26 protein-coding genes and 2 riboswitches are annotated in these 24,289 nt (G+C 71.0%); of the genes, 11 read left to right on the forward strand and 15 right to left on the reverse strand.

From position 1 onward, the window contains the following. The first annotated feature begins 2 nt into the window (after positions 1-2). Complete coding sequence (locus ACTIMO_RS05880; protein ID WP_448181774.1) at positions 3-770, forward strand: GNAT family N-acetyltransferase; 768 nt, start codon at positions 3-5, stop codon at positions 768-770. 93 nt (positions 771-863) lie between these two features. Here ACTIMO_RS05880 and pdxS read toward each other — a convergent pair whose 3' ends face one another. Next, positions 864-1,778: a pyridoxal 5'-phosphate synthase lyase subunit PdxS gene (gene pdxS / locus ACTIMO_RS05885; protein WP_055771833.1), complete on the reverse strand. Its 915-nt coding sequence runs from the start codon at positions 1,776-1,778 to the stop codon at positions 864-866. A 218-nt stretch (positions 1,779-1,996) separates the two neighbouring features. Next, positions 1,997-3,100 (reverse strand): spore photoproduct lyase family protein, encoded by a 1,104-nt coding sequence (locus tag ACTIMO_RS05890; RefSeq protein ID WP_448181775.1) that lies wholly within the window; start codon positions 3,098-3,100, stop codon positions 1,997-1,999. A 199-nt stretch (positions 3,101-3,299) separates the two neighbouring features. Next, positions 3,300-3,413, forward strand: a riboswitch (SAM riboswitch). 35 nt (positions 3,414-3,448) lie between these two features. Here ACTIMO_RS05890 and ACTIMO_RS05895 point away from each other — a divergent pair. Beyond that, positions 3,449-4,060 carry an AmiS/UreI family transporter gene (locus ACTIMO_RS05895; protein ID WP_448181776.1) on the forward strand — a complete coding sequence of 204 codons (612 nt, stop codon included), beginning with the start codon at positions 3,449-3,451 and terminating at the stop codon, positions 4,058-4,060. 62 nt (positions 4,061-4,122) lie between these two features. After that, positions 4,123-5,364 carry an acyl-CoA dehydrogenase family protein gene (locus tag ACTIMO_RS05900; RefSeq protein WP_448181777.1) on the forward strand — a complete coding sequence of 414 codons (1,242 nt, stop codon included), beginning with the start codon at positions 4,123-4,125 and terminating at the stop codon, positions 5,362-5,364. A 119-nt stretch (positions 5,365-5,483) separates the two neighbouring features. Here the strand turns inward: ACTIMO_RS05900 and ACTIMO_RS05905 are convergent, their stop codons facing one another. From ACTIMO_RS05905 to ACTIMO_RS05925, 5 genes are all read right to left on the reverse strand, one after another. Continuing rightward, positions 5,484-5,684, reverse strand: a complete 201-nt coding sequence (locus tag ACTIMO_RS05905) for a hypothetical protein (RefSeq protein ID WP_422391768.1) — start codon at positions 5,682-5,684, stop codon at positions 5,484-5,486. A gap of 225 nt (positions 5,685-5,909) precedes the next feature. Beyond that, entirely contained in the window at positions 5,910-6,530 is a 621-nt protein-coding gene (pgsA, locus tag ACTIMO_RS05910) for a phosphatidylinositol phosphate synthase (protein ID WP_055772325.1), read from the reverse strand. After that, positions 6,530-7,165, reverse strand: coding sequence for an HIT family protein (locus ACTIMO_RS05915; protein WP_448181778.1), 636 nt, complete (start codon positions 7,163-7,165; stop codon positions 6,530-6,532). The genes pgsA and ACTIMO_RS05915 overlap by 1 nt, the downstream gene beginning before the upstream one ends. Then, positions 7,165-9,177, reverse strand: coding sequence for a threonine--tRNA ligase (thrS, locus tag ACTIMO_RS05920; RefSeq protein ID WP_448181779.1), 2,013 nt, complete (start codon positions 9,175-9,177; stop codon positions 7,165-7,167). The genes ACTIMO_RS05915 and thrS overlap by 1 nt, the downstream gene beginning before the upstream one ends. A 173-nt stretch (positions 9,178-9,350) precedes the next feature. After that, on the reverse strand, positions 9,351-9,653 hold the full coding sequence (locus tag ACTIMO_RS05925) for a chorismate mutase (RefSeq protein ID WP_448181780.1): 303 nt from the start codon (positions 9,651-9,653) through the stop codon (positions 9,351-9,353). Between the two features lie 161 nt (positions 9,654-9,814). On the opposite strand from ACTIMO_RS05925, the gene ACTIMO_RS05930 reads away from it, so the two are divergent. The 3 genes from ACTIMO_RS05930 to ACTIMO_RS05940 all read left to right on the forward strand — a co-directional run bounded on the left by ACTIMO_RS05930 (position 9,815) and on the right by ACTIMO_RS05940 (position 11,897). Then, positions 9,815-10,072 (forward strand): mycoredoxin, encoded by a 258-nt coding sequence (locus ACTIMO_RS05930; RefSeq protein ID WP_055771854.1) that lies wholly within the window; start codon positions 9,815-9,817, stop codon positions 10,070-10,072. Positions 10,073-10,182: 110 nt separating this feature from the next. After that, complete coding sequence (locus ACTIMO_RS05935) at positions 10,183-11,268, forward strand: S-(hydroxymethyl)mycothiol dehydrogenase (protein ID WP_448181781.1); 1,086 nt, start codon at positions 10,183-10,185, stop codon at positions 11,266-11,268. Then, positions 11,268-11,897, forward strand: a complete 630-nt coding sequence (locus tag ACTIMO_RS05940) for an MBL fold metallo-hydrolase (RefSeq protein ID WP_448181782.1) — start codon at positions 11,268-11,270, stop codon at positions 11,895-11,897. Before ACTIMO_RS05935 ends, ACTIMO_RS05940 begins: the two co-directional genes overlap by 1 nt. An 86-nt stretch (positions 11,898-11,983) precedes the next feature. On the opposite strand, the gene ACTIMO_RS05945 is transcribed toward ACTIMO_RS05940, so the two are convergent. The 6 genes from ACTIMO_RS05945 to ACTIMO_RS05970 all read right to left on the reverse strand — a co-directional run bounded on the left by ACTIMO_RS05945 (position 11,984) and on the right by ACTIMO_RS05970 (position 16,931). Next, the gene (locus ACTIMO_RS05945) at positions 11,984-12,754 is read right to left on the reverse strand and encodes a lipoate--protein ligase family protein (RefSeq protein WP_448181783.1); all 771 of its coding nucleotides are present in this window, start codon (positions 12,752-12,754) and stop codon (positions 11,984-11,986) included. A 128-nt stretch (positions 12,755-12,882) separates the two neighbouring features. Continuing rightward, on the reverse strand, positions 12,883-13,569 hold the full coding sequence (thiE, locus tag ACTIMO_RS05950; RefSeq protein WP_448181784.1) for a thiamine phosphate synthase: 687 nt from the start codon (positions 13,567-13,569) through the stop codon (positions 12,883-12,885). Then, a complete protein-coding gene (gene thiM, locus ACTIMO_RS05955; protein WP_448181785.1) occupies positions 13,569-14,414 on the reverse strand; it encodes a hydroxyethylthiazole kinase in 846 nt (281 codons plus the stop codon). The genes thiE and thiM overlap by 1 nt, the downstream gene beginning before the upstream one ends. Before the next feature lie 42 nt (positions 14,415-14,456). Then, positions 14,457-14,555: riboswitch (TPP riboswitch) on the reverse strand. A gap of 38 nt (positions 14,556-14,593) precedes the next feature. Next, on the reverse strand, positions 14,594-15,625 hold the full coding sequence (locus ACTIMO_RS05960; protein ID WP_448181786.1) for an aldo/keto reductase: 1,032 nt from the start codon (positions 15,623-15,625) through the stop codon (positions 14,594-14,596). 120 nt (positions 15,626-15,745) lie between these two features. Further along, entirely contained in the window at positions 15,746-16,030 is a 285-nt protein-coding gene (locus tag ACTIMO_RS05965; RefSeq protein ID WP_055771870.1) for a DUF427 domain-containing protein, read from the reverse strand. 124 nt (positions 16,031-16,154) lie between these two features. Next, on the reverse strand, positions 16,155-16,931 hold the full coding sequence (locus ACTIMO_RS05970; protein ID WP_055771873.1) for a thioesterase family protein: 777 nt from the start codon (positions 16,929-16,931) through the stop codon (positions 16,155-16,157). 306 nt (positions 16,932-17,237) lie between these two features. On the opposite strand from ACTIMO_RS05970, the gene ACTIMO_RS05975 reads away from it, so the two are divergent. From ACTIMO_RS05975 to ACTIMO_RS05995, 5 genes are all read left to right on the forward strand, one after another. Further along, complete coding sequence (locus ACTIMO_RS05975) at positions 17,238-18,848, forward strand: MDR family MFS transporter (protein WP_448181787.1); 1,611 nt, start codon at positions 17,238-17,240, stop codon at positions 18,846-18,848. Between the two features lie 110 nt (positions 18,849-18,958). Further along, complete coding sequence (locus ACTIMO_RS05980) at positions 18,959-19,852, forward strand: pentapeptide repeat-containing protein (protein WP_448181788.1); 894 nt, start codon at positions 18,959-18,961, stop codon at positions 19,850-19,852. 128 nt (positions 19,853-19,980) lie between these two features. Next, positions 19,981-20,958, forward strand: coding sequence for an SGNH/GDSL hydrolase family protein (locus ACTIMO_RS05985; RefSeq protein WP_448181789.1), 978 nt, complete (start codon positions 19,981-19,983; stop codon positions 20,956-20,958). A gap of 59 nt (positions 20,959-21,017) precedes the next feature. Beyond that, the gene (ypfJ, locus tag ACTIMO_RS05990) at positions 21,018-21,920 is read left to right on the forward strand and encodes a KPN_02809 family neutral zinc metallopeptidase (protein WP_448181790.1); all 903 of its coding nucleotides are present in this window, start codon (positions 21,018-21,020) and stop codon (positions 21,918-21,920) included. A 55-nt stretch (positions 21,921-21,975) separates the two neighbouring features. Then, positions 21,976-22,737, forward strand: coding sequence for a glycosyltransferase (locus tag ACTIMO_RS05995; protein WP_448181791.1), 762 nt, complete (start codon positions 21,976-21,978; stop codon positions 22,735-22,737). On the opposite strand, the gene ACTIMO_RS06000 is transcribed toward ACTIMO_RS05995, so the two are convergent. Together ACTIMO_RS06000 and ACTIMO_RS06005 are read right to left on the reverse strand one after the other, a co-directional pair. Further along, on the reverse strand, positions 22,734-23,360 hold the full coding sequence (locus tag ACTIMO_RS06000; RefSeq protein ID WP_448181792.1) for a DNA alkylation repair protein: 627 nt from the start codon (positions 23,358-23,360) through the stop codon (positions 22,734-22,736). The two genes, ACTIMO_RS05995 and ACTIMO_RS06000, sit on opposite strands and share 4 nt — an antisense overlap. Further along, positions 23,357-24,127 carry a CPBP family intramembrane glutamic endopeptidase gene (locus tag ACTIMO_RS06005; RefSeq protein WP_448181909.1) on the reverse strand — a complete coding sequence of 257 codons (771 nt, stop codon included), beginning with the start codon at positions 24,125-24,127 and terminating at the stop codon, positions 23,357-23,359. The genes ACTIMO_RS06000 and ACTIMO_RS06005 overlap by 4 nt, the downstream gene beginning before the upstream one ends. Between the last annotated feature and the right edge of the window lie 162 nt (positions 24,128-24,289).

Raw genomic sequence — 24,289 nt, forward strand, 5'->3', positions numbered from 1 at the left:
GCATGGTGACCATCGCGCAGTGCCAGCGGCTGGAGACGGCATGGTCGGCGGCGCTGGCGACGGCGACGGGTGGGAAGACGTTCTCGACGCACGGGAACACCTGGGTCTGGCTGCCGGCGCGGCGTGAGCTCGGGCTGATGTTCCCCTCCGCGGTCAGTGCCACCGCCGTGCGGCCCGCGCTGGCCGAAGGAGTGCGGCTCGGCGCCGCCTCGGTCCGCGTGTGGCTCAACGGGGCCGTGGACGCCGTCGAGCTCCGGGGCCTGCGCTTCGAGCCGAGCTGGCAGCCGTGGTGGATGGCCGCACCGGCGTTAGCCGTCACCGGTGGCGCGGGCGTGGCGCAGGAGGGCGACGACGGCGGGGACGCGGGCGCCGCCAGGCTGACGGACGAGGTGCCCGACTACACCGGACCCCTGGCGCAGGAACTGCGCGTGGTCCGGTCGCAGCCCCGCCAGGCGTGGCATGCGGTGTCGCGGTCCGCCGGTACCGGCAACATCACCGGAGCGGCCTACTCGTTCTACCCGTCCGGCGTCGCCGGACTGCGCGGCCTCGGCGGCATCCATCACCTCGAGGTGCTGCCGGATCACCAGCGGCAGGGACTGGCGACCTCCCTGGTGGCGGCGACGGCACGGCGGGCCGCGGCGGCCGGCGCCCGCGACCTCGCGGTCAACGCCACTCCCCAGGGCTATGCGTTCTTCTCCCGACGCGGCTTCACGCTGCTGGGCCGCGGGAAGACGTTCTCGCTGCAGCTCGACGGGTCCGCCGGTCGGTAGGCCGGTTCCGGCCGGGAACGGCAGGAGGACCGCAGCCCGTGCGGGCTGCGGTCCTCCTGAGGTCCTCGCGTCCCTGATCGGGGACGGGCAGTACTACCAGCCGCGCTCTGCGAGGCGGTGCGGCTGCGGGATCTCGTCCACGTTGATACCGACCATGGCTTCGCCGAGCCCGCGCGAGACCTTGGCGATCATGTCGGGGTCGTCGTGGAAGGTGGTCGCCTGGACGATGGCATTGGCGCGCTCGGCCGGGTTGCCGGACTTAAAGATGCCGGAACCGACGAACACGCCGTCCGCGCCGAGCTGCATCATCATCGCGGCGTCCGACGGCGTCGCGATCCCGCCGGCGGTGAAGAGCACCACGGGGAGGCGGCCGGCCGAGGCTACCTCCCTGACGAGCTCGTAGGGCGCCTGGAGTTCCTTGGCGGCGACGTAGAGCTCGTCCTCGGCCATGGAGGACAACCGGTTGAGCTCCGCACGGATGGTGCGCATGTGCATCGTGGCGTTCGAGACGTCACCGGTGCCGGCCTCGCCCTTCGAGCGGATCATCGCAGCGCCCTCGTTGATGCGACGCAGCGCCTCACCGAGATTGGTGGCACCGCAGACGAAGGGGATCTGGAACTTCCACTTGTCGATGTGGTTCGTGTAGTCGGCCGGCGTGAGGACCTCCGACTCGTCGATGTAGTCGACGCCGAGCGACTGCAGGACCTGCGCCTCGACGAAGTGACCGATGCGTGCCTTGGCCATCACCGGGATGGAGACGGCCTCGATGATGCTGTCGATCATGTCGGGATCGCTCATCCGGGACACGCCGCCCTGGGCGCGGATGTCCGCGGGAACTCGCTCGAGCGCCATGACGGCCACTGCGCCGGCGTCCTCGGCGATGCGGGCCTGATCGGCTGTGACGACATCCATGATGACGCCGCCCTTGAGCATTTCAGCCATACCCCTCTTGACCCGGCTTCCGCCGGTCTGTGCTGTGGTTGCCGAATTGTCTTCAACGGTGGACACAACTTGCCCCTCAAGGTAGAAAAAAGCTGACCCTTCATGATACGACGCCCGGGGCACTGTTCCGGCCGCCGTGGCGGCCCCTGGGAGAGCTGCCGGCCCGCCCGTTTCCAGGGGGGCGGTGGGTGCTGACAGGCCGTGGCACTCGGCCGGGGGCGGTCCTATCACGGGGCTTGCACCTGGAGTTCAGCGGACCGGGCGGATACGCCCGGATGCCCCGATCAGGTCCAGTAGAGGAGGCGCGCCGCCGGGACGCGCCGCTCGAGCTCGTCGACGAACCAGGTCCGCATCTCGCTCATGGTCTGCTTCGGGTACACGTACTTGATCCCACCGAACTTCGAGCGCTTCCGACTCCGCAGGTCCTCGTCCATCTCGAGCTTCGTCCGCGGGTACCAGCCGAGCAGCACCTCCTTGCTGGCGGGCGTGAACCGGTGCGTGATGATCTCGGCCGTGAGGTCGACGTCCTCGATGCCGTCGAGGGCAGCGGCGACGTCGTTGAGCAACGCGCCGTACTGCTCACGCCAGCCGGGGACGGGCATGATGGGGGCGATGGTCAGGCCCACACGGTAGCCTGCCGCCGCGACCGCGCGGAGCGCCGTGAGCCGTGCGGGCATCCTGGCCGTCCCGCCCTCGAAGCGGTTGGCCACCTCGGCGGCGTTGACCGAGAAGCGCACCCGTGTCCGGCCGCCGTGATCCAGCGTCACCAGCTCGCCGACGTCGTCGAACTTCGTGGTGAACCTCAGCTGGACGTCCTCGCCGAATTCGCCCGAGCCCACGCGGGAGATCGCCGCCGCGAGCGAGCCCGTCACCCTCTCGATGCCGAGCGGATCGGTGTAGCAGGACATCTCGAAGGTGGTGCCCTCGCCACCTCGCTCGATGGTCCCGCTGGTCACGGAGCCCCGGCCGGCGTGCGTGCGCACCCCGTCGAGGACGTCGTCGAGGTTCGCGTAGACGCGGGTCACCGGCGGACCCTGGAGCGAGCCGGCCAGATAGCAGTACTGGCAGTGGGCGGGACAACCCTTCGCGAGGTCGATCCGCCAGTCGGCACTCGGGGGGATCGGCTGGGGCTTCAGCGCACTGGGCGGTGCGACGACGACGGCCAGCGTGTACTTCGCCGACGCATAGGTCTCCCGTTCCGTGGCGCCGCGGAGCCCCGTCAGGGCATTACCGGGGAGGACGCGGATGTCCTCCACTCCGGCTGCCTCGCAGCGGCGGACGATCTCCGCGGTGTGCGGTAGGTCGGAGGCTGCACGCGTGATCAGCACATGGCGCGGGACCCACAGGCGCGTGGGGGTGATCGTGGTCAGATCCTGTTCCTGGGGCATCATCATCACCTTCTACAACACTGCGAAGGGTGCTTATGTTCCGCGGGCGACGGGTGTCGGGCACCGGTCTCCGGGGCGAGGCGGACCGAGCATCCCGGTCTGCCACGTGAGGCTGCGGGGCGTCATCGGAGGTCATCGGGGGTCACGCTCCGACGCATTCCGGCACACCGGCGGTGGGACGGCCTAGCCTCGGAGGACAGATCAAGAGTTCCGACGCGAAGCCCTGGCTCGTCGGACGGCAACCCCCTCCGTGGCGGGGTGCCCCAGGTGAGGATCAGGCCCCGCGCAGCCCGCGTCGGGGCAAGCACGGCGCGCACCCCTGGTCCGCGTCCTGACGACGGGACACCCATGTCGTACATCTGCCTCCTGCTCTCCGGGGCCGCCCTGCTGATCAACGGCGTCTCCCTGCTCGGCCGCGTGACCCCGCGCGACGCCGGTTTCTTCAACATCGCGATCGGCCTGCTGCAACTGGTCGTGGCGCTGCTCGTCGCCTCGTCCGATCCCGGCGCCGCCGGATCGGCGGCCGGGATCGTCCTGTTCGGCCTGACCTACCTGTACGTGGGGCTGGGCTCGGTCGCAGGCCTCGGATCGGCCGGCGTCGGCTGGTTCTGCGGCTTCGTCGCCGTGCTCGCCCTCGTCCTCGCCGGCACGGCAGCCCGCGAGGACCCCGTGAGCTCGGTGCTCTGGATCAGCTGGGCCGCGCTCTGGACCCTGTTCTTCCTGCTCCTCGCCCGCGGCGCGGAGCGCCTCACGCGGGTCACGGGCTGGAGCGCGATCCTCGTGGGCACAATCAGCACCGTGGTCCCCGCGCTGCTCGGCCTCAACGGCGCCTGGCCGGGCAGGACGACGGCCGTCATCGCGACGGCCGTGGTCCTCGGTACCCTCTTCGCGGTCGCCGTCACCCTCGGCGGCCGGCCCGTACCGGTCATCGCCGCGCAGCCGGTCGCCGTCGACGCCTGACAACCGCTCTGCACCCCTCCCGCGCCCTGTCCGCCCTGCATCCCTTCATCGAAAGGTCCGTCATGACCACCATCACGAACATCACCCGCACTGCCGATGCCGACTACGAGCTCCTCGCCGCCCGCTTCCGCCCGCTCTTCGCCAGGATCGCCGACGGAGCCTCGCGGCGGGACCGTGAGCACGAACTCCCCCGCGCCGAGATCCGTGCCCTGATCGACGCGGGCTTCGGCGCCCTCCGGGTCCCCGTGGCCGTCGGCGGTTTCGGCGCCTCCCTACCCCAGCTGTTCCGGCTGCTCACCGAGCTCGCCGCGGCCGACCCGAACATCCCGCAGGCCCTGCGTGGTCACTTCGCCTTCGTGGAGGACCGGCTGGTCTCCTCGGGCCCGCACCGCGAGACGTGGCTCAGGCGGTTCGTCGACGGCGAGACGGTCGGGAACTCCTGGACCGAGGTGGGCGGCGTCACGATCGGCGACGTGATCACCAAGGTCAGTCCCGATCCGGACTCCGGGGGGTTCCTCGTCAGCGGCACCAAGTACTACTCCACAGGCAGCATCTTCGCCGACTGGATCGACACCTTCGCCCAGCGCACCGACAACGGCGTCAAGGTGATCGCCGTCGTCAGTGCCCACCAGCCGGGGGTCACGCACGCCGACGACTGGGACGGCTTCGGCCAGCAGACCACCGGCTCCGGGACGTCGACGTTCGACGCAGCACGCGTCGACGCCGAGAACGTCATCGACTTCGATACCCGGTTCGCCTACCAGACCGCGTTCTACCAGGCGGTGCTGCTTGCGGTCCTTGCCGGGACCATCAAGGGCGCGGAGCACGACGTCGCCCGCGAGGTCCGGACCAGGACGCGGATCTTCAGCCACGGAAATGCTCCATCCTTCGCGGCCGATCCCCAGATCCTGCAGGTCGTCGGGGAGGTGTCCGCGGCCGCGTATGCGGCGGAGGCGACGGTCGAGCGTGCCGCGCGGGCGCTGCAGCACGCCTACGAGGGCGCGTTCCTCGATGACGAGGCCGAGGACGAGCGGCGCAACGACGTTGCCGAGCTAGAGACCGCGAAGGCCCAGGTGATCCTGTCCGCCCTCGCCACGCGGGCTACGTCCGACGTCTTCGGCGCCCTCGCGGCCTCGGGCGTGAGCACGGCGAAGAACCTCGACCGCCACTGGCGCAATGCGCGCACCGCCGCCAACCACAACCCCTGGGTCTTCAAGGCCAGGATCGTCGGTGACCATTCGGTCAACGGCGCCGTACCACCGCGGATCTGGTCCATCGGGTCCGCGCCGGCGCCGGGCGCCTGATGCCGAGGGACTGCGGCGCGTCCGTCGCGTCCGTCGCGTCCGTCGCGTCCGTCGCGTCCGTCGCGTCCGTCGCGTCCGTCACCGTCACGCGGCAACGCAGGGAGTGACTCACGGCGGGGTCACTGCAGCACGGCGGCGTCCCTGCGCTCGAGCTCGTCCAGGACGCGGTCGACCGCCTCGTCGGGCCAGGGCGGGCACCGGCGGCTCCCGGCGCCGGGCCCGGTGCGGTGGTCACGGGCAGTGCCGCCGGCCTGCAGGAGGAGGAGATCGCCCTGCGAGACGATGTGCAGGTCCGCGGGCAGGAATCCGAGGGGTGGCATGACGCCGTCCTTCCGTCGTGGAGCATCGGTGCCCCTTAGACGGTCCGGGCGCACGGTACTCATCGGTGCCGGACGGACGGGACGCATCGGTGCCGGGCGCACGGGACGACGGTGGCACCAGGACCCGGCGGCTGGACCACCCGTGCGCACAACCGTGCACGGGTGCGGGGACGCTCAGCTGCTCACCGGCTCGGCCACGCGCTGCGTGGGCCCGTCGGCGTGGGGTCAGGAGGGCGACGCCGCCTCGAGCGACTGCCTCCGCACGGCGCGGACACGCTGGTACACCGTGACGAGGCTCGCCAGCGCCAGGATCACGAGGACGGTGAACAGGACGACCTCCGGCAACCCGAGGCCCGTCAGCCCGGTGACCACGAGGACCGACACGAGCCGCTCGGCCCGCTCCGCCACCCCGACGTTGGCCGTGAAGCCCAGGGACTCCGCCTTGGCCCGCGCGTAGGACACGAGCATGCCGAGCACGAGGCAGGCGAGGGCGGCGACGGCGATGGCGGGATTCTGTCCGCCGGTGAAGAACCAGATGGCGACCGCCGTGAACAGCGCGCCGTCGGCGATGCGGTCGAGCGTCGAGTCGAGGAAGCTGCCCCAGGAGCCGCCGTGCCCCTTCAGGCGTGCCATGATCCCGTCGATGACATCGGAGAAGACGAAGAGCGTGATGACCACGGTCCCCCAGAACAGCTGTCCGAGAGGGTAGAACACCAGCGCACCGCCTGCCACCCCGATGGTGCCGGCGATGGTGACGGCGTCAGGCGTCACACCCCAGCGCAGCAGCAGCCGCGCCAGCGGGGTGAACAGCCGGGTGAAGAAGCCCCGGGCGTACCTGTTGAGCATCAGGAGCCCGGTTCCGGCGGGGCGGCGTCGTCCCCACGCGAGGGCCATGCCTCGGCGACCTGCGCCCGGACCTCGCCGAGGGTCTGGGTGATGGCCTTGGTCTGCGCGATGATCGGCAGGAAGTTGCCGTCCCCACCCCATCGCGGCACCACGTGCTGGTGGAGGTGGGCGGCGATCCCGGCCCCGCCCGTCGCCCCCTGGTTCATCCCGAGATTGAAGCCCGTCGGGTGGGAGACGCGGCGCAGCACGCGCATGGCGGTCTGGGTCAGGGCCGCCACCTCGGCCGTCTCCGCCTCGTCGATGTCCGTGTAGTCAGGCACATGCCGGTACGGGACCACGAGCAGGTGACCGGCGTTGTAGGGGAACAGGTTGAGCAGGACGAACGCGTGGGTCCCGCGGTGCACGATCAGCGACTCCTCGTCGCTGAGCCGGGGGGCACGGCAGAAGGGACACGTCTCCTCGGAGCCGACCTGGTCCTGGCCGCCCTTCACGTACGCGAGGCGGTGCGGGGTCCACAGGCGCTGGAAGGCGTCAGGCACACCCGCCAGCTCGAAGCCGTCAATCACCGCGGCATCACCCGGGTACCCCTGTGCGGCGTCCTCCACGGGCCTGTCCACTCCGTCCGCACCCGCCATCAGACGGTCGCCTCCCGGCTGCGGACCGCCTCCACGATCCGCCGAACGGCCTCCTCCACGGGCACCTGGTTGTCCTGGCTGCCGTCCCGGAACCGGAAGGACACGGCGTTCGCCTCCTGGTCCTCGCCGCCCGCGATGAGCACGAAGGGCACCTTCTCCTTGCTCGCCGTCCGGATCTTCTTCGGAAAGCGGTCCGAGCCGGCGTCCACCTGGGCGCGGATCCCCTGGGCCTTGAGCTTGTCGACGACGTCGTACAGGTACTCGTTGAACGCCTCGGCCACGGGGACGGCCAGCACCTGCACCGGCGCGAGCCAGGCCGGGAAGGCGCCCGCGTAGTGCTCGGTGAGGACTCCCATGAAGCGTTCGATCGAGCCGAAAAGAGCCCGGTGGATCATCACGGGCCGCTGGCGCGAACCGTCTGCCGCCTGGTACTCGAGCTCGAACCGGTCGGGCAGGTTGAAGTCCAGCTGGATCGTGGACATCTGCCACGTCCGTCCGATCGCGTCCCGGGCCTGCACGGAGATCTTCGGCCCGTAGAACGCCGCTCCCCCGGGATCGGGCACGAGCTTGAGGCCCGATGCCTCGGCGACCTCGGCGAGGGTCCGCGTGGCTTCGTCCCAGATCTCGTCCGATCCGACGGACTTCTCCGGGTTGCGGGTGGAGAGTTCGAGGTAGAAGTCCTCGAGGCCGTAGTCCTTGAGCAGGCCGAGCACGAAGGTGAGCGTCCCGGTGAGCTCGTCCTTCATCTGCTCGCGCGTGCAGTAGATGTGCGCGTCGTCCTGGGTCATGCCGCGCACGCGCGTCAGGCCGTGCACGACGCCCGACTTCTCGTACCGGTACACGGAACCGAATTCGAACAGGCGCAGCGGCAGTTCGCGGTAGGAGCGTCCACGGGACCGGAAGATCAGGTTGTGCATGGGGCAGTTCATCGGCTTGAGGTAGTAGTCCTGCCCGGGCTTGCGCACCGTGCCGTCCTCGTTGCGCTCCTCGTCGACGTGCATCGCGGGGAACATGCCGTCGCGGTACCAGTCGAGGTGGCCCGAGACCTCGTAGAGGTGGCCCTTGGTGATGTGCGGTGTGTAGACGAACTCGTACCCGGCGTCGGTGTGGCGCCGGCGGGAGTAGTCCTCCATCTCCTTGCGGATGATGCCGCCCTTGGGATGGAACACCGGGAGCCCGGAACCCAGCTCGTCCGGGAAGGAGAAGAGATCGAGTTCCGTGCCGAGGCGCCGGTGGTCGCGGCGCTCCGCCTCGGCCAGGCGTTCCTGGTACGCCTTGAGGGCGTCCTTGGTGGGCCAGGCCGTGCCGTAGATGCGCTGCAGCTGCTTGTTCTTCTCGCTCCCGCGCCAGTAGGCGGCGGCCGAGCGGGTCAGCGCATAGGCGTTGGAGATGAGCTTGGTGTTGGGCAGGTGCGGCCCGCGGCAGAGGTCCTGCCAGACCACTTCCCCGGACTTGCGGTCCACGTTGTCGTAGATGGTCAGTTCGCCGGCGCCCACCTCCACGGAGGCGCCGTCCTCCTCGGTGGCACCGCCCTTGAGGCCGATGAGCTCGAGCTTGTACGGCTCGTCCTTCATGGCCTCACGGGCCTCGTCCTCGGACACCACGCGGCGGACGAAGCGCTGGTTGGCGTTGACGATCTTGAGCATCATCTTCTCGAGCTGCTTCAGCTCGTCCGGCGTGAAGGGCTCCTCGACGTCGAAATCGAAGTAGAAACCGTCCGTGATGTAGGGGCCGATCCCCAGCTTCGCGCCCGGGCGCAGCTGCTGCACGGCCTGGGCCATGACATGCGCGGCGGAGTGGCGGAGCACCTCGAGCCCGGCCGGGTCCTCGAGCGTGACACCGTCGACGGTCGAACCGTCCGGCAGGACCTGGTCGAGGTCGCGCAGCTCCCCGTCGATGCGCATGACGACGACGTCGCGCCGCTCGGAGAACAGCTCGGTGCCGGTGGTACCCGTGGTCGCCTGCTTCTCTTCGCCGTCGACGATGAGTTTCAGGGGCTGCGGCGCTGACACGGGAGGTCTCCTCGGTGCTGGGTGGAAAATGGTCGCCCGAACGGGCACGGCGGCACCCGGTAGGGCACGGGACCGCCGTCCTGATCGTATCGGCTGAGCGGACGGCCGACCAACACGCTCATTGCAGGGAGCCGGCGGGAGCCGCAGGAAACCGGCGGAGGTCCGACGGGGAGTCAGCCCTCGCGCCGCACCTTCAGCTCCAGGTCGATGAACGCCGAGATCATGGCGCGGTACGTGTGCTCGACGACCGTGGGGTCCACCCCGAGCCTGGCCGCGTAGCCCCGGACGTTCGTGATCACCTGCTCCACCCGCGCCGGCGCGCGCACGGAGGCGTCGTCCTGCTTCAGGGCACCTGCACGCCGCACCAGGCGCTCGCGCCGTGAGATGAGGGAGACGAGCTGCTCGTCCACCTCGTTGATGGCCACGCGGACCGCCGCCAGCTGCATCGCGTTCTGCTCTTCGTTCGCTCCGGGCATGCCGTGAGCCTACCGTCGTCCCGGTCGGCGCGCGCCAGGGGCGGCGGGTCGCGTGGAATGCCCGCCCCACCGCGCGCGTTGAGGAGGGTGCGGGCGGGAATGCCGACCGCTGACCGATCAGAGCACGTGCAGGAGAACCGCACGCAGATTCGAGGAGCACCGTGGACTACACGCCCGACGCCGGAACCATCACCATGTTCTCCACCTCGTGGTGCGGGTACTGCCGACGCCTGAAGTCGCAGCTGGACGCCCAGGGCATCGGCTACACAGAGGTCAACATCGAGGAGGTCGAGGGCACCGCCGAGCTCGTGGCGTCCCTCAACGGCGGCAACCAGACCGTCCCCACCGTGATCTTCCCGGACGGCAGCACGGCCACCAACCCGTCCGTCGCCGATGTGAGGACGCGCCTCTCCGTCTAGCCCGGACCCGGCGCGGTCCCCGTCCGCCGTCCCCCCTATGCTGGGGAACGGCGGACCGGCAGGACGCGGTCCGACCGCCAGCAGGTACCCAGCGGAAGGACAGCGAGACCATGGTGCACAGAGTTCAGGGAGTCGTGGTGCGGGCGAAGGACGCCCCCGCCACCATCGAGACCATCCTGGTGCCGGACCCGGGTCCCGGCGAGGCCCTCGTCGACATCCTCACGTGCGGCGTCTGCCACACCGACCTGCACTACAAGCAGGGCGGCATCAACGACGACTTCCCCTTCCTGCTGGGACACGAGGCCACCGGCGTCGTGAGTGCCGTGGGTGACGACGTCACGCAGGTGGCGCCCGGTGATCGCGTGATCCTGAACTGGCGCGCCGTCTGCGGCGAGTGCCGGGCGTGCCGCCGCGGCGAGCCGCAATACTGCTTCGACACGCATAACGCCACCCAGAAGATGACCCTCGAGGACGGCACCGAGCTCACGGCCGCCCTGGGCATCGGTGCATTCGCCGAGAAGACGCTGGTCGCAGCCGGGCAGTGCACCAAGGTGGACCCGGCGGCCGACGCCGCCGCCGTCGGCCTCCTGGGCTGCGGCATCATGGCGGGCATCGGTGCGGCCATCAACACGGGCAATGTGACCCTCGGCGATTCCGTCGCCGTGATCGGCTGCGGCGGGGTGGGCATCGCCGCCGTCGCCGGTTCGAAGCTCGCCGGCGCCACCACGATCATCGCCGTCGACATCGACGACCGGAAGCTGGAGCTCGCCAAGGGCCTCGGTGCCACCCACACGGTCAATTCGAAGGACGAGGACCCCGTGGAGGCCGTCCGCGCCCTCACCGGGGGCAACGGTGCCGACGTCGTGATCGATGCCGTCGGGCGCCCCGAGACGTACAAGCAGGCGTTCTACGCCCGCGACCTCGCCGGTACCGTGGTGCTCGTCGGCGTGCCGACGCCCGAGATGACCCTCGAACTCCCGCTGCTGGACGTCTTCGGCCGCGGCGGGTCGCTGAAGTCCTCCTGGTACGGGGACTGCCTGCCCAGCCGCGACTTCCCGATGCTCGTGAATCACTACCTGCAGGGCACCCTCGACCTCGAGGCCTTCGTCACCGAGCGCATCTCCCTCGACCAGGTCGAGGAGGCCTTCGAGAAGATGCACGACGGTGCGGTGCTGCGCTCGGTGGTGGAACTCTGATGGTCGCGCGGATCGAGCACCTCGTCACCTCGGGCACGTTCTCGCTCGACGGCGGCACGTGGGACGTCGACAACAACGTCTGGATCGTCGGTGACGACGACGAGTGCGTCATCATCGACGCGCCGCACGACGCCGCGGCGATCGTCGAGCAGGTGAACGGTCGCACCGTGCGGGCCATCCTCCTGACCCACGCGCATGACGACCACATCCGCGCCGTCGGGGACCTCTTCGACGCCGTCCGTGCACCCATCCACCTGCACGAGGCCGACCGCGAACTGTGGGACATGGTGTTCCCGGAGCTGAGCCCGGACCAGTGGATCGGCGACGGCGACAGGATCGAGGTCGCCGGCGTCGTCCTCACCGCGCTGCACACGCCCGGCCACTCCCCCGGCTCCACCTGCTTCTACGTCGAGGAGGCCGGCACGGTCTTCACCGGCGACACGCTCTTCCAGGGCGGACCCGGCGCCACCGGACGGTCCTTCAGCGACTTCCCGACGATCATCGAGTCGATCCGGACGCGCCTGCTGACGCTGCCCGCGGACACGATCGCCCGCACGGGTCACGGCGACAGCACGACGATCGGCGACGAGGCCCCGCACCTCGAGGAATGGATCGCGCGCGGGCACTGACCCCGGAGCTGCAGCATCACGGTCCGCCGGCGTCCCGTCCCTCCTCCCGGAGGGGCGGGACGCCCTGTTTCCGGACGAGCTGCCGGTCAGGCGTGGTCCAGGCGGACGACGGCGGCATAGGCCGTGAGCAGCGCCTGCTCGACGTCGTCGACGGCGAGTCCCGGAGCCAGGTCCTCGGCCCCGCCCGCCGTCGAGGGCAGCCAGTCCAGGCCCAGTGCCGCGTACACGTCCGAGAGGACCGCACGCAGCGGCGTGGCGTCCTCCACCACCACGACGGACGAGAACAGCCAGGCACCGGAGATCACACGCTGGGCCGTGCCCACGAGTTTGACCGCGGGGACGCCGTCTCGGCGGCCGTGCACACTGAACTCCCCCGGGCAGTACTCGCCCGGGACCTCCCCCACGTGCGCGTCGACGCCGACGCGGGCGAGCACCGCCGCGAAGAATGCGCCGAAGGCTGCGAAGCGCGCCCGCGTACCGGCGACGCCGTCGGCCGCCGGCTCGAGGTGGTCCACCACCAGGCATCCGCCATGGTAGGCCGCGGCCCGGCCCCCCGCCCGCCGGACGAGGGGCGTGAATCCGCGGTCCTCGGCGGCACGGCCCGCGGCGGCGAACCCGGGGAGGCGGGCGTCCCGCTGGCCGAAGGCGACGGTAGGGCTGGGCCGGTAGAGGCGCAGCGTCGGCGGGCGGGTCCCCGAGGCGACCTCGCGCAGCAGGGCGATGCCCCGATCGAGGTCGGCAGCGGCGCGCGGCCCGCCCCCCACGGCCGCGTCGTCCACCGGGGAGTGGCCTGCATCGGCGGGACCTCCCTCGACGACGACGGCGAGCGCGTCGGCGCCGTTCCACAAAGTGCTCATCCCTTCATCGTAGGCATCGGTGGCCGGTGCGGGGTCCGCGACCGGCCACCGCGGGCGACGTCGTGCCTGCTGCACCGAGCGTTGATCGCCGGCCGGGAGCCCCGTCCCGCCGACCGGTCGCGCAGGGATCAGCTCCTTCCGTCCTGCCACGCCCGGAGCAGGTCGCGTGCGGTCGCCGACGGATCCGCGGCCGTGCACAGGGCGGAGACGACGGCGATCCCCGCGGCCCCGGCACGGCGCAGCGGAGCCGCGTCGTCCGCCGTGATGCCGCCAATCGCGACGCAGGGCAGTGGAGCAGCCGCCACCAGGCCCGCGAACCCGTCGACACCGAGGGGCGCCGGGTGATCGGGCTTGGTGCTGGTGGCATGCACCGCGCCCACACCCAGGTAGTCGACCGTGCCCGCCGGGAGCTCCGACACCGCCTCGAACTGCCCGGGCGTCGCCGCGCTCAGTCCGACGACGGCGTCCGGTCCGACCATGGCCCGCACCACGCCGGCAGGAAGATCCGACTGCCCCACGTGGACACCGTGCACCCGGGCACCCCCGGCGAGGGCAGCGAGGTAGACGTCCACCCGGTCGTCGACCAGCACGGGCACCCGGCCGTCCACCGCGGCGGCCACGGCCACCAGCAGGTCCAGGAGATCGCGGACGCCCGCTCGCTTGTCCCGGACCTGCACGCAGGTCACCCCGCCCCCGACGGCGAGGGCGACGACGTCGGGCACCGACCGTGGCGAGCAGAGCACGGTGTCCGTGACGAGGTAGAGGGGCAGGTACGACGCCGGCGACGGCCGGGCGCTCCCGTCCTGGACGGGCATCAGGAGCCTGCCCGCAGGGTCAGCCTGCGCCGGACGTCGTCCGGGGTGATGGCCGAGAGCGCGTCGAGGAACTGTGCCCCGAAGGTGCCCGGCCCCGACGCGACGGCTGCGGCGTGTTCTGCGGCGATCGTGTACGCGCCGGTCGCGGCGACCGCCGCGAGGAGCGGATCCTCGGTGAGGGCGGCGAAGGCGGCCATGACGGCCCCCAGCGCGCACCCGCCCCCGGTGACCTGCGTGAGGAGGGGCGTGCCGTTGGCCACGCCGACGACGGCACCCGACGGCGCGACGATCATGTCCACGGCGCCCGACACGGCGACGACCGACCCGTGGCGGGAGGCCAGGAGCCGCGCGGCGTCGAGCGCGGCGGCGGGCTCGTCGAGGGAGTCGACGCCGCGGCCGCCAGCGCCAGCACCTGCGAGCGCGATGATCTCCGAGGCGTTGCCCCGGATGATCCCGGGGCGGAGGGCGACGAGCTCCGCGGCGGTCTGCGTGCGGACGGTGAGGAAGCCGACCGCGACGGGGTCGAGGACCCAGGGCGTCCCTGCCCCGTTCGCCGCGTCCGCCGCCTCCAGCATGGCCTCGCGCTGGGAACCGGTGGGGGTGCCGAGGTTGACGAGCACAGCCGAGGCGACGGGGGCGAACTGCCGGGCCTCGCCCGGGATGTCCACCATGGCGGGAGCCGCTCCGAGGGCGAGGAGCACGTTGGCGGTGACGTTCGTAACGACGGCGTTGGTGATGCACTGCACGAGCGGCACGGCGTCGCGGAGGGCCGCGAGCAGCAGCGCACAGTCCTCGGCGGTGACGGGGCCGACGGCCTGGGTGGGGTTCTCCTGGACCTGGTGCACGGTGGCGACCTCTCGCGATGGGGCGGCAGGACGCACGGGGCCGAGGGCCCGGCAGGACATCCCTTCGCCAGTATGAGCTGGATCAGGTTCGACGGGTCTCTTCTCAGCCCCTCCCTTGGAGGGACACCCCGTGTCACTGCTCGAAACGATAGCCCGTCAGGCGGACGGAGCCAACCGGGTCAGCGGCCCCCGCCGATCACGCGGCTGCGCTGCTCGATGCCCGGGCCGCCATAGGGGTAGTCGCTGAAGGTCGGGGCGCTGACGTCGTCGAGCCGGGAGAGTTCCGCCGCGGTGAGCTCGAGGTCGGCGGAGGCGAGGTTGTCGGCCAGTTGCTCCCGGGTGCGCGCGCCGAGGATCACGGAGGTGACGCCGGCCTGCGCGGCCACCCAAGCGAGGGCGACGTGGGAGGCGTTCACGCCACGCTCGCCGGCGATGCCCGTCACGGTGTCGATGATGCGCCACGTGCGGTCCTGCGCGTTGCGCTTCTCCCAGGCCTCCATCCCGCGCTGCGGGTTCTCGCCGAGCCGGGTCTCCCCGGTGGGCTCCGTGTCCCGGCTGTACTTGCCGGTGAGCCAGCCGCCGCCCAGCGGGGACCAGGGCAGCATGCCCATGCCGGCGTCGAGCACCGCGGGGACGATCTCCGCCTCGATCTCGCGGACCAGCAGCGAGTACTGCGGCTGCAGGGTGACCGGCAGGCAGTACCCGCGCTGCCGTGCGATCATCACGGCCTTGGTGAGCTGCCAGCCGGTGTAGTTGGAGAACCCGTAGTAGCTGATCTTGCCCTGCGCCACGGCGTGGTCGAGGAAGCCGAGGGTCTCCTCGAGCGGGGTCAGCGGATCCCACGAGTGCACCTGGTAGAGGTCGATGTGCTCCACGCCCAGGCGCGCGAGGGAGGCATCGAGCGCATGGCGGAGGTGACGCCGGGACAGTCCCAGGTCGTTGGCGTCATCGCCCATGGGGAAGCGGCCCTTCGACGCGAGGACCATGCGTCCGCTCTCGGCCGGGTTCTTCGCGATCCAGCGGCCGATGATCTCCTCGGAGGCCCCGGCGGTGTAGACGTCGGCGGTGTCGATCAGGTTGCCGCCCGCCGCCGCGTAGTCCGAGAGGACGGCGTGCGACGTCGCCTCGTCCGATTCCGCGCCGAAGGTCATCGTTCCGAGGGCCAGGTGCGAGACCGAGGTGCCGCTGTTGCCGAGTGTCCGGTTCTCCATGGTGCTCCTTCATCCTGCGCCGTGCGGCGCCGTCGTCCGTTCGGGTGGTGCCGTGCCGGCCGCCTTCGGCCCGCACGCGCGAAGGGCGCCGTCGAACGACGGCGCCCTTCGCTCACGTGGTCACGCGCTGACCGTGACGCCCTTCCAGAAAGCGTAGTAACCGCGGATGTTCTCCGCCGCTTCTTTCGGCTCCGGGTAGCTCCAGGCGGCATCCTTGTTCTGCTCGCCGTCGACCTCCAGGCTGAAGTAGCTCGCGGTCCCCTTCCACGGGCACACCGTCTGTGTCCGTGTCGGGACGAAGAACTGCTCCGCGATGGAGTTCGGCGGGAAGTAGTGGTTCCCCTCGACCATCACGGTGTCCGCGGACTCGGCGATGACCTGATCGTTCCACAGTGCTTTCGGCATGGTTCCTCTTCCTCGACGTCCCACGGGCGCGTGGGCGCGGTGACCGCCCGGGCGTGGAGCACGCCGCAGGCTTCCGTGCCTCGTGCAACCATGGCCGGCGCCCCGTCATTCCGGCAGGTGCCCCTCAGAGCTTCCGCACGGTGAGGATCTGCTCGAGCCGCCCGAACGGTCCGTCGAGGTCGTGCACCACGCTCGAGGTCAGTCCGACGCCGTCCTGCCCGAACGTCACCCGCGTGTCCAGGCCGAGCCACTCCCCCGCGGGCTCCCGGTACAGATGGACCTGCAGGTCCACGTTGGGGAACATCCAGCTGTCCCCGCCGGGCGCCACCCGCGAGGCGATGCCGTTGGCTGCGTCCATCATCCCGACCAGGCGGACCACATCGGGCGCTGCTGCGCCCTCCACCATGGCGTAGGGGTTCCGGAGCCACACCTGCCCGCGCCCCGGCCGATGGCCGGGCACCACGCGTACGTCGAGCGACCGGATGAACCCGCCCGGCCACGCGGTCATGCCCTCATGGGGACCAGCGGCGTCGGGGCCGGGGATGCGCGGGTCCTCCACCGCGGCGACGGCTCCGGTGTCCTGTGCGCTCAGGCGCCAGGCCCGGGCGACGATCGCGGTCCTGCCTGCGGCCTCCATCCTGGCCTCGAGCAGCTCGATCGTCCGCCCGGGACGCACGACGGCGGTGGTGATCTCGAACTCGCCCGCCGGGATCATCCCGAGGATGTCGAAGCCGATCCGGCTCAGCTGCATGCCCTCCCGCGGCGCGCACTCGAGCAGGCACTGCGTCATCAGCCCGGAGATCGGAGCCATGTGCTGTTCCTCCGGGTTCCACGCCCCCTGCGCGTTGAGCGTGGAGACGAACCGTCCGCCACCGAGTCCGCGGTAGAAAGAATCGGCCACAGGGAGTTCTCCTTCGTCGTCGGCACGGGATCGTGCGGGCCGGGACCGGCGATCCCCGACTCTGGCCCGGCGCGCCGCACCAGCCCTATGCTAGTGGAGCAGCGGACCGCCCGGGCCTGACGCGGACGACGGCCGGAGCCACCGTCCCGGGCAGGCGGACCGCGGGCGGAATAGACTCCCGGACCCAGGGGTTCAGGTAGTTGACCGGATCAACCATTCACCTGGACGGTCCCCTGTACACGCGCATACCGGCCCCGGATGGATCGTCCCGGCCGGGCGGCACCAGATCGAACCGAGCGGATCACGATGACCCAGAGCCCATCCTCCAGCGTCTCCGACGCACTACCCAGTCCCGAGGTGCCCGGCGTCGGGGCCGCGGCCGCGACGGCCCGTGCCGCGACACCACCCCGTCCCGACACCCGCGCCGGTGCCCCGTCCGATGCGCCGTCCGATGCGCCGTCCGATGCGCGCCGGATCGCCGGTCCCGTCGGCGCTGCACTCCCGCCCCGCGACAAGCTCGTCATCACACTCCTGCTCATCTCCGCCTTCGTCGTGATCCTCAACGAGACGATCATGGGCGTGGCGATCCCCCGGCTCGTCGAGGACCTCGGAATCACGGTCGGTGCCGGGCAGTGGCTCAGCACCGCGTTCATGCTCACCATGGCCGTGGTCATCCCCATCACCGGCTACCTGCTGCAGCGCTTCGACACCCGCCCGGTCTTCATGGCCGCCATGGGCCTGTTCAGCCTCGGCACCCTCATCGCCGCGATGGCGCCCGGCTTCGGTGTCCTGGTGATCGGCCGTGTGGTCCAGGCGAGCGGCACCGCGATCATGATGCCCCTGCTCATGACCACCGTCATGACGCTGGTCCCGCCCGCCTCCCGCGGCAAGATCATGGGCAACATCTCGATCGTCATCTCGGTGGCTCCTGCCCTCGGTCCCACGATCTCCGGAGCGATCCTGAGCGTGCTCGACTGGCGCTGGATGTTCTGGCTCGTCCTCCCGATCTCCCTCGCCGCGCTCGCCATCGGCGCGACCAAGATGCAGAACGTCACGGAGCCCCGCCGGTCGGCCATCGACGTGCCCTCCGTCATCCTGTCGGCCGTCGCCTTCGGCGGCATCATCTACGGGTTGAGCCAGCTGGGCGAGGCATCGACCGGCAGCGCCGTCCCCGCGTGGATCCCGCTCGTCGCCGGCATCGCCGGTCTCGCCCTCTTCATCACGCGTCAGCTCGTCCTGCAGCGCAGGGACGCGGCCCTGCTGGACCTCCGGGTGTTCACCTCCGGCAACTTCACCATCTCGATCGTCGCGATCGCCGTCAGTATGATGGCCCTGTTCGGCACGATCATCCTCATCCCCATCTACGTGCAGACCGTACTGGGCATGGACCCCCTGGTGTCCGGACTCCTCCTGCTCCCGGGCGGGCTGGCCATGGGCCTGCTCGGCCCCGTGGTCGGTCGGATCTACGACCGCCGCGGACCCCGCTTACTCCTGGTGCCGGGAGCCCTGCTCGTCAGCGTGGTGTTCTGGGCCATGACACGGCTCACCGAGTCCACACCCGTGCAGCTGGTGCTCGTGGCGCACGTGTTCCTCAGCATCGGCCTCGCCCTGATGTTCACGCCGCTGCTGACCTCGGCCCTCGGGTCCGTCAAGCCGCACCTGTACTCGCACGGCAGCGCCGTGTTCGGCACGGCCCAGCAGCTGGCCGGTGCCGCCGGGACCGCGCTGTTCATCTCCGTGATGACCCTGCAGACCACTGCCCTGGTCTCGGAGGGCATCGGGGAACTCCCCGCGATGGCCGGCGGGATCAGGGCCGCGTTCATGTACGGCGCGATCATCTTCCTCCTCGCCGTCGTCGCATCCTTCTTCGTCCGCGCGCCGCAGCAGGACGGCGTCGCACCGACGCCCGCGCACTGACACCCGCGCGCCGACACCGGCGCGCCGGGCGCATCAGGACGAGCCCCGCCGGACTCCGGCGGGGCTCGTCCTGCCTGTGGCACAGTGGAGGTTCCGCCACGCCTGCATCGATGGCCGACGCCGGCCGCATCCGGAAGGACCCCGTGCCCGCCGTCCCCCTGCACCTGACCGGGTACCCGGAGGTCCCCCTGACCGCCGACTGCTCCGGCTGCTTCGCGTTGTGCTGCTCGGCGCTCGGTTTCGAGCGCTCCAGCGACTTCGCGCACGACAAGCCGATCGGCCGCGCCTGCCACAACCTCGCCGACGACTTCTCCTGCACCATCCACCGGAAGCTGCGCGATGCGGGCTACAAGGGCTGCACCGTCTTCGACTGCTTCGGGGCCGGCCAGCAGGTTGCCCAGCTGACCTTCGGCGGACGCAGCTGGACCGACCACCCGGAGGTGCGCGCACCGATGTTCGCTGCTTTCCCCGTGGTCCGCGACCTGCACGAGATCCTCTGGTACCTCGATGAGGCGCTGGCCCTGGCCGCCGGCGCACCGGAGGTCCCGTCGGATGTGAGAACCACGATCGCCGCGCTCACCGAGGAGACCACCGCCCTCGCGCGCCTGGACGCGGTCCGCCTCCCGGGCCTCGACCTCGACGCCCTCCGTCGGCGGGTCGGCGACACGCTGACGGCCGTCAGCGTGTCCGTACGGCGCAGCGCTGCCGGCTCGCGCCACCCCCGGAGTCTCGGCCCCGGTGCCGATCTGCTCGGCGCGGACCTCACCGGCCGCACGCTCCGCGGAGCCGATCTCCGCGGCGCGTACCTCATCGCCGCGGACCTCTCGGGCGTGGATCTCGACCGGGTGGACCTCCTCGGCGCGGACCTGCGCGACACGCGCCTGCACGGTGCGGATCTCTCCGGCGCCCTGTTCCTCACGCCGATGCAGGTCGCGGCGGCGCTGGGTGACCGGGACACCCGACTGCCTCGACGGCTGTCGGCGCCGCAGCACTGGCTCGCCTGAGCGGTCCTGCGGAGCGCGAGCGCACGCTCCGGAGTGTCCTGGCCGGGCGGCCGCGGACCGTCGTACCACCCCGATAGGCTGGTCCCCGGGATGCCGGGTGGAGGCACCCAGGGGGAGAGCGGATCACGATGACCAGTACCACGGAGAGCGAGGCCGTACCCGTGGCCTGGGGCGCCGACAGGAACCGCCTCCGGATCGGGTCGGTCGCCCTGATCGCTTCGCTGACACTCGTTCCCGGGGTGGCGCCGGCCTCGGCAGCGCCCGCCGACGCGCAGGAGTCCAGCCGCACCACGACGAAGTCCATCGTCCTGCCCCATTGGGACATCCCTCGACCACGATCGGAAGACGTCCTGCACACGCCGGCCATGACCGGTCCGACGACGGTGCTGCCGGCCACCGTGGTGTCGGTCCCCGGCCTGCAGGTCGGGAGTACCGCGACCAACCCGACGACCGGCAGGCGAGAGGTCGTGGTGCCGACGGTGCGCCGGACGGCCGTGCTCATCGGTGACTCGCAGGCGGCCGGCAAGGATTCCTGGCCCCAGCTCGCCCTGCGCGCCCTCGGCTACGACGTCCGCTTCTTCGGCGCGGGAGGTACCGGATTCGTCGTCGCCAATCCGAGCATCGACGCGCCGAACTACTACGACTCCCTGACCAGCAACACCTGGGTCCTGCCGCACGGCGACCCCGCGCTCGTCGTCGTCCAGGGAGGCGGGAACGATGCCGGGCGGCGTGCATCGGACGGGGACATCCTCGGCAGCGCCAACGCCCTGCTCCTCGGACTCGAAGAGACCTACCCCCGCTCACGCATCATCATGATCGGCACGCTGAGCCGCAGTCCCACGGACGGCGGTGGTCGCCGCGCGGAGGTCGACGCAGTCCTCGGGGGTCTCGCCGACGCGCGGCGCATCACCTTCGTCTCCGCGGGCGACTGGCTCACGGCGCACCACCTCGAGGACGACCTGGCCGACGCGGTCCACCTCACCCCCGGCGGCAGCCGGAAGGCCGCGGTGATCCTCGAACGCGAACTCACCCTGCTGAAGCTCGGCGTGTCCGAGGTCCTGGTGGATCCCGGGACCTGGCCGCGTGCCGGCCGGCCGCTCGCCTAGTAGCGCAGCGCGTCGTGCTCCGTGAACCGCCGGACGCTAAGTCGGCTTATGGTTGATCCATGAGTTTCAATGACAGGACCCGCCTGGACCCCTCGCGTGTCAGTGACCGGCGAGGCCGGGGCCGCGGCGTCGCCGTCGGCGGCGGCGTGGGAGGAGGGCTCCTCCTGATCCTCTCCCTCATCTTCGGCCCGGGTGTCGTGGACCAGCTCGGGCTGCAGGACGGCACCAGCACGGCCGGGCAGGACGAGGACGGTGGCGGCGCCATCAGCGAGTGCGTCTCGGGGATCGAGGCGAACGAGCGGCTGGACTGCCGCATCCTCGCGACGGCGGAGAGCCTCGACAGCTTCTGGCTCCCCTACCTGGACCAGTACGGGGTCGCCTACACCCAGCCCGGCGTGGCCCTGTTCACCGACCGCACGGACACCGGCTGCGGCACGGCGACCAGCGCCGTCGGACCCTTCTACTGCCCCGTCGACGAGCAGACCTACTACGACACCGCGTTCTTCGACGAACTGGTTACGCAGTTCGGCGCATCGAGCGGCCCGCTGGCGCAGGAATACGTCGTCGCCCACGAGTTCGGCCACCACGTCCAGAACCTCATCGGCACGCTCGGCGCCGCCGGGCAGGACCCGCAGGGCGAGGAATCCGGTGGCGTCCGGGTCGAGCTGCAGGCCGACTGCCTGGCCGGGATGTGGGCTGCGCACGCCACGACGGTGGAGGACCCGGAGTCCGGCCAGCCGTTCCTGCTCCCGTTCTCCACGACCGATCTCCAGGACGCACTGTCCGCTGCCGCGTCCGTCGGCGATGATCGCATCCAGGAGGCCGCGACGGGCCGGGTCGATCCCGAGGGGTGGACCCACGGTTCCAGCGCCCAGCGCCAGGCCTGGTTCGCGCAGGGGTACAGGACCGGAGACCTCCGGTCCTGCGACACCTTCGCCGCCGCCGACCTCGACACCCCCTGAGCCCTCCCTTCCCCGTATCCGCCCCCATCCCCCTGCACACCCCGAAGGACCACTCGTGACCGACCGGCTCGCCGTCGTCGTACCCGTCTTCAACGAACCCGGCATCACGCACACGCTCGAGGCGCTGCTCGGGCAGCGCGATACCGACGGCCTGCACGTCTACGTCGTGGACAACAACTCCACCGATGACACCGCACAGCGCGTCCGGCAGTTCGCCGCCGCACACCCGTCCGCCGGACTCACGCTGCTCACCGAACGGCAGAAGGGCACGGGAGCAGCCTGCGACACCGGTTTCCGGACCGCGATCGCCGACGGCTACACCGTGATCGCCCGCACCGACGGCGACAGCGAACCGGCCGAGGACTGGTCGGCGCGTATCCGCCGCACGTTCGCGGAGCACCCGGAGGTCCAGCTGCTCGGCGGGACGAGCGTGCCACTGCGGGATCACCACTACCGCTGGGGCGACGACATCCTCATGGCCGGTGCGCTGAGGCTCCTGCGCGTCATGATGGCCGCCGTCCATCTCGACCTCGCCTTCCTGCGCTTCGTGGCCGGGCACAACATGGCCGTGCGGTCCTCCGCCTATCTGGCCACGGGCGGGTTCGGGCGGACCGCGATCGACACCCGCGACGAGGACATCGACTTCTCCGCCCGGGTGGCGCGCCGCCTCGGCTACAGGGCGGTCCGCATCGACCCCCGTCTGCGGGTCGCCACGTCCATGCGGCGGGTCCGCCGGTACGGCGTGGGCCTGATGGGGGTCCATCACCTCATGCCGGCACTGCGTGGACGACTGATCCGCACCATCGACATCCGCTAGGGCGCGCCACTGGATCGCACCAGGGCGATCGCCTCCTCGATCTCCGGGACCCGGCTCCGCTGGACGCCCGAGATGGAGCGGACCGTCCGCCGGAAGGCGTCGTCGTCGCCGTTCCCCGACCGGTAGGCGGGCAGGTGGGCGAGGACGGCCGCGCGCCGCAGTAAGGGCTCGTCGGCGCCGGCCCACCGGGCCACCACGGCGCTCGCGCGCGCCGCATCCTGCCCCGCCAGTCGCTGCAGGAGGCTTCCGACGACGTCGACGGCGAGCGCATCCACGAGGTCGCGCAGGGCGGCGGACCGGATGAAGCCCTCGATCCGGGTGAGGTCGGAGTGGCGGAGCAGTCCGGACGCGGACTGCAGGAGGACGACGGCGGCGAGCCGCCGCTCGTACACGGGCGTGGACCACAGCGCGCTCGCGAGGGCGGTGACGTCGTCGTGGTCCAGGCCGGGATAGCGCCGACCGGCATTCCGGACACTGCCCCGGACGGCGCCGACCGAGGCCCCGTAGTACTCGAGGTCGGTGCCGAAGCGCCGCTCGTGGTCCTCCGCCCGCTCCCACGTGCTCTCGTACTGCAGGGACTCGTCGATGAAGTCCAGGGCCTCTGCCACCCGCTCGGCGCTCACCAGACGAAGATGTCGATCCAGGCCCGGTTGTGGGCGTGGATCAGGACGAGGAACAGGACGAAGTCGAAGAGCAGGTGCACGCAGATGATGTAGGAGAGCGAGCGGGTACGCGTGAAGATGAAGGTCTGCAGCAGGGCGAACGGGAAGATGAAGAACGGTGCCCACGCGTGGAAGCCGAGCTCCCAGAGGAAGGACGTGAACAGGACGGCCTGCAGGATGTTGGCCTGGGCCATCGGGAGGTGCCGCCGCAGGAGGGCGAACACCGTGCAGATGAAGAACAGTTCGTCCCAGATCCCGAGTCCGTTGGTGCCGACGAACAGGCGGGCCACCTCGCCCGGCTCGTCCGCGGCCGGCCAGTTCGCGTAGACGCCGGTACCCAGCATGTACACGGGGAGCAGCGCGTAGCCGATCACGAGGACCGCGGGCAGATACCACTTCTCCGCGCGCGTCCAGGGCTGGCCCGTGCGGACGGGGAAGGTGATGGCATGGTCCCGGTAGATGAAGCGGGACACGGCGTACGGCACCCCGACGGCAAGGATCATCGCCGCTCCCATGAGGGTCATGTGGTTCACGCTGATGTCCGTGGTGATCGGGACCAGGCTCATGACCGTCAGGCTGAAGGCGACGAGCAGGAGGTCGCGGAAGAGCGCCCGGTCGACGACGGCGGACACCGCGAGAGCGAGCACGAGGAGTCCGTAGCCGATCGCCGGCTGATGCAGCACCAGGAGGGTGAAACCCGCCAGGGATACGAGGCCTGCAGGGAGCAGCGCCCACGACGGCGTCCGCCAGGAGCCCGCCGCCCACGATCGGGCGGCCCTCGCCGTCGGCCGCTCGCCGCGGAGTCCCACGGCCGCCACTCCGGGCTGCTGCTCCACCACGCCACGCTCCTTCAACGGTTCCGATCCCTCCCCCGGCGGTGTGCCGCCCGG

Source organism: Arthrobacter sp. CP30, assembly GCF_053470025.1.

Excerpts from the sequence above, each read along its gene's own strand:
- ACTIMO_RS05880 (WP_448181774.1), top strand. The coding sequence starts at position 3 with ATGGTGACCATCGCGCAGTGCCAGCGGCTGGAGACGGCATGGTCGGCG.
- ACTIMO_RS05890 (WP_448181775.1), bottom strand. The coding sequence starts at position 3,100 with ATGCCCCAGGAACAGGATCTGACCACGATCACCCCCACGCGCCTGTGG.
- ACTIMO_RS05895 (WP_448181776.1), top strand. The coding sequence starts at position 3,449 with ATGTCGTACATCTGCCTCCTGCTCTCCGGGGCCGCCCTGCTGATCAAC.
- ACTIMO_RS05900 (WP_448181777.1), top strand. The coding sequence starts at position 4,123 with ATGACCACCATCACGAACATCACCCGCACTGCCGATGCCGACTACGAG.
- ACTIMO_RS05905 (WP_422391768.1), bottom strand. The coding sequence starts at position 5,684 with ATGCCACCCCTCGGATTCCTGCCCGCGGACCTGCACATCGTCTCGCAG.
- pgsA (WP_055772325.1), bottom strand. The coding sequence starts at position 6,530 with ATGCTCAACAGGTACGCCCGGGGCTTCTTCACCCGGCTGTTCACCCCG.
- ACTIMO_RS05915 (WP_448181778.1), bottom strand. The coding sequence starts at position 7,165 with ATGGCGGGTGCGGACGGAGTGGACAGGCCCGTGGAGGACGCCGCACAG.
- ACTIMO_RS05925 (WP_448181780.1), bottom strand. The coding sequence starts at position 9,653 with ATGCCCGGAGCGAACGAAGAGCAGAACGCGATGCAGCTGGCGGCGGTC.
- ACTIMO_RS05935 (WP_448181781.1), top strand. The coding sequence starts at position 10,183 with ATGGTGCACAGAGTTCAGGGAGTCGTGGTGCGGGCGAAGGACGCCCCC.
- ACTIMO_RS05940 (WP_448181782.1), top strand. The coding sequence starts at position 11,268 with ATGGTCGCGCGGATCGAGCACCTCGTCACCTCGGGCACGTTCTCGCTC.
- ACTIMO_RS05945 (WP_448181783.1), bottom strand. The coding sequence starts at position 12,754 with ATGAGCACTTTGTGGAACGGCGCCGACGCGCTCGCCGTCGTCGTCGAG.
- thiE (WP_448181784.1), bottom strand. The coding sequence starts at position 13,569 with ATGCCCGTCCAGGACGGGAGCGCCCGGCCGTCGCCGGCGTCGTACCTG.
- ACTIMO_RS05960 (WP_448181786.1), bottom strand. The coding sequence starts at position 15,625 with ATGGAGAACCGGACACTCGGCAACAGCGGCACCTCGGTCTCGCACCTG.
- ACTIMO_RS05965 (WP_055771870.1), bottom strand. The coding sequence starts at position 16,030 with ATGCCGAAAGCACTGTGGAACGATCAGGTCATCGCCGAGTCCGCGGAC.
- ACTIMO_RS05975 (WP_448181787.1), top strand. The coding sequence starts at position 17,238 with ATGACCCAGAGCCCATCCTCCAGCGTCTCCGACGCACTACCCAGTCCC.
- ACTIMO_RS05980 (WP_448181788.1), top strand. The coding sequence starts at position 18,959 with ATGGCCGACGCCGGCCGCATCCGGAAGGACCCCGTGCCCGCCGTCCCC.
- ACTIMO_RS05985 (WP_448181789.1), top strand. The coding sequence starts at position 19,981 with ATGACCAGTACCACGGAGAGCGAGGCCGTACCCGTGGCCTGGGGCGCC.
- ypfJ (WP_448181790.1), top strand. The coding sequence starts at position 21,018 with ATGAGTTTCAATGACAGGACCCGCCTGGACCCCTCGCGTGTCAGTGAC.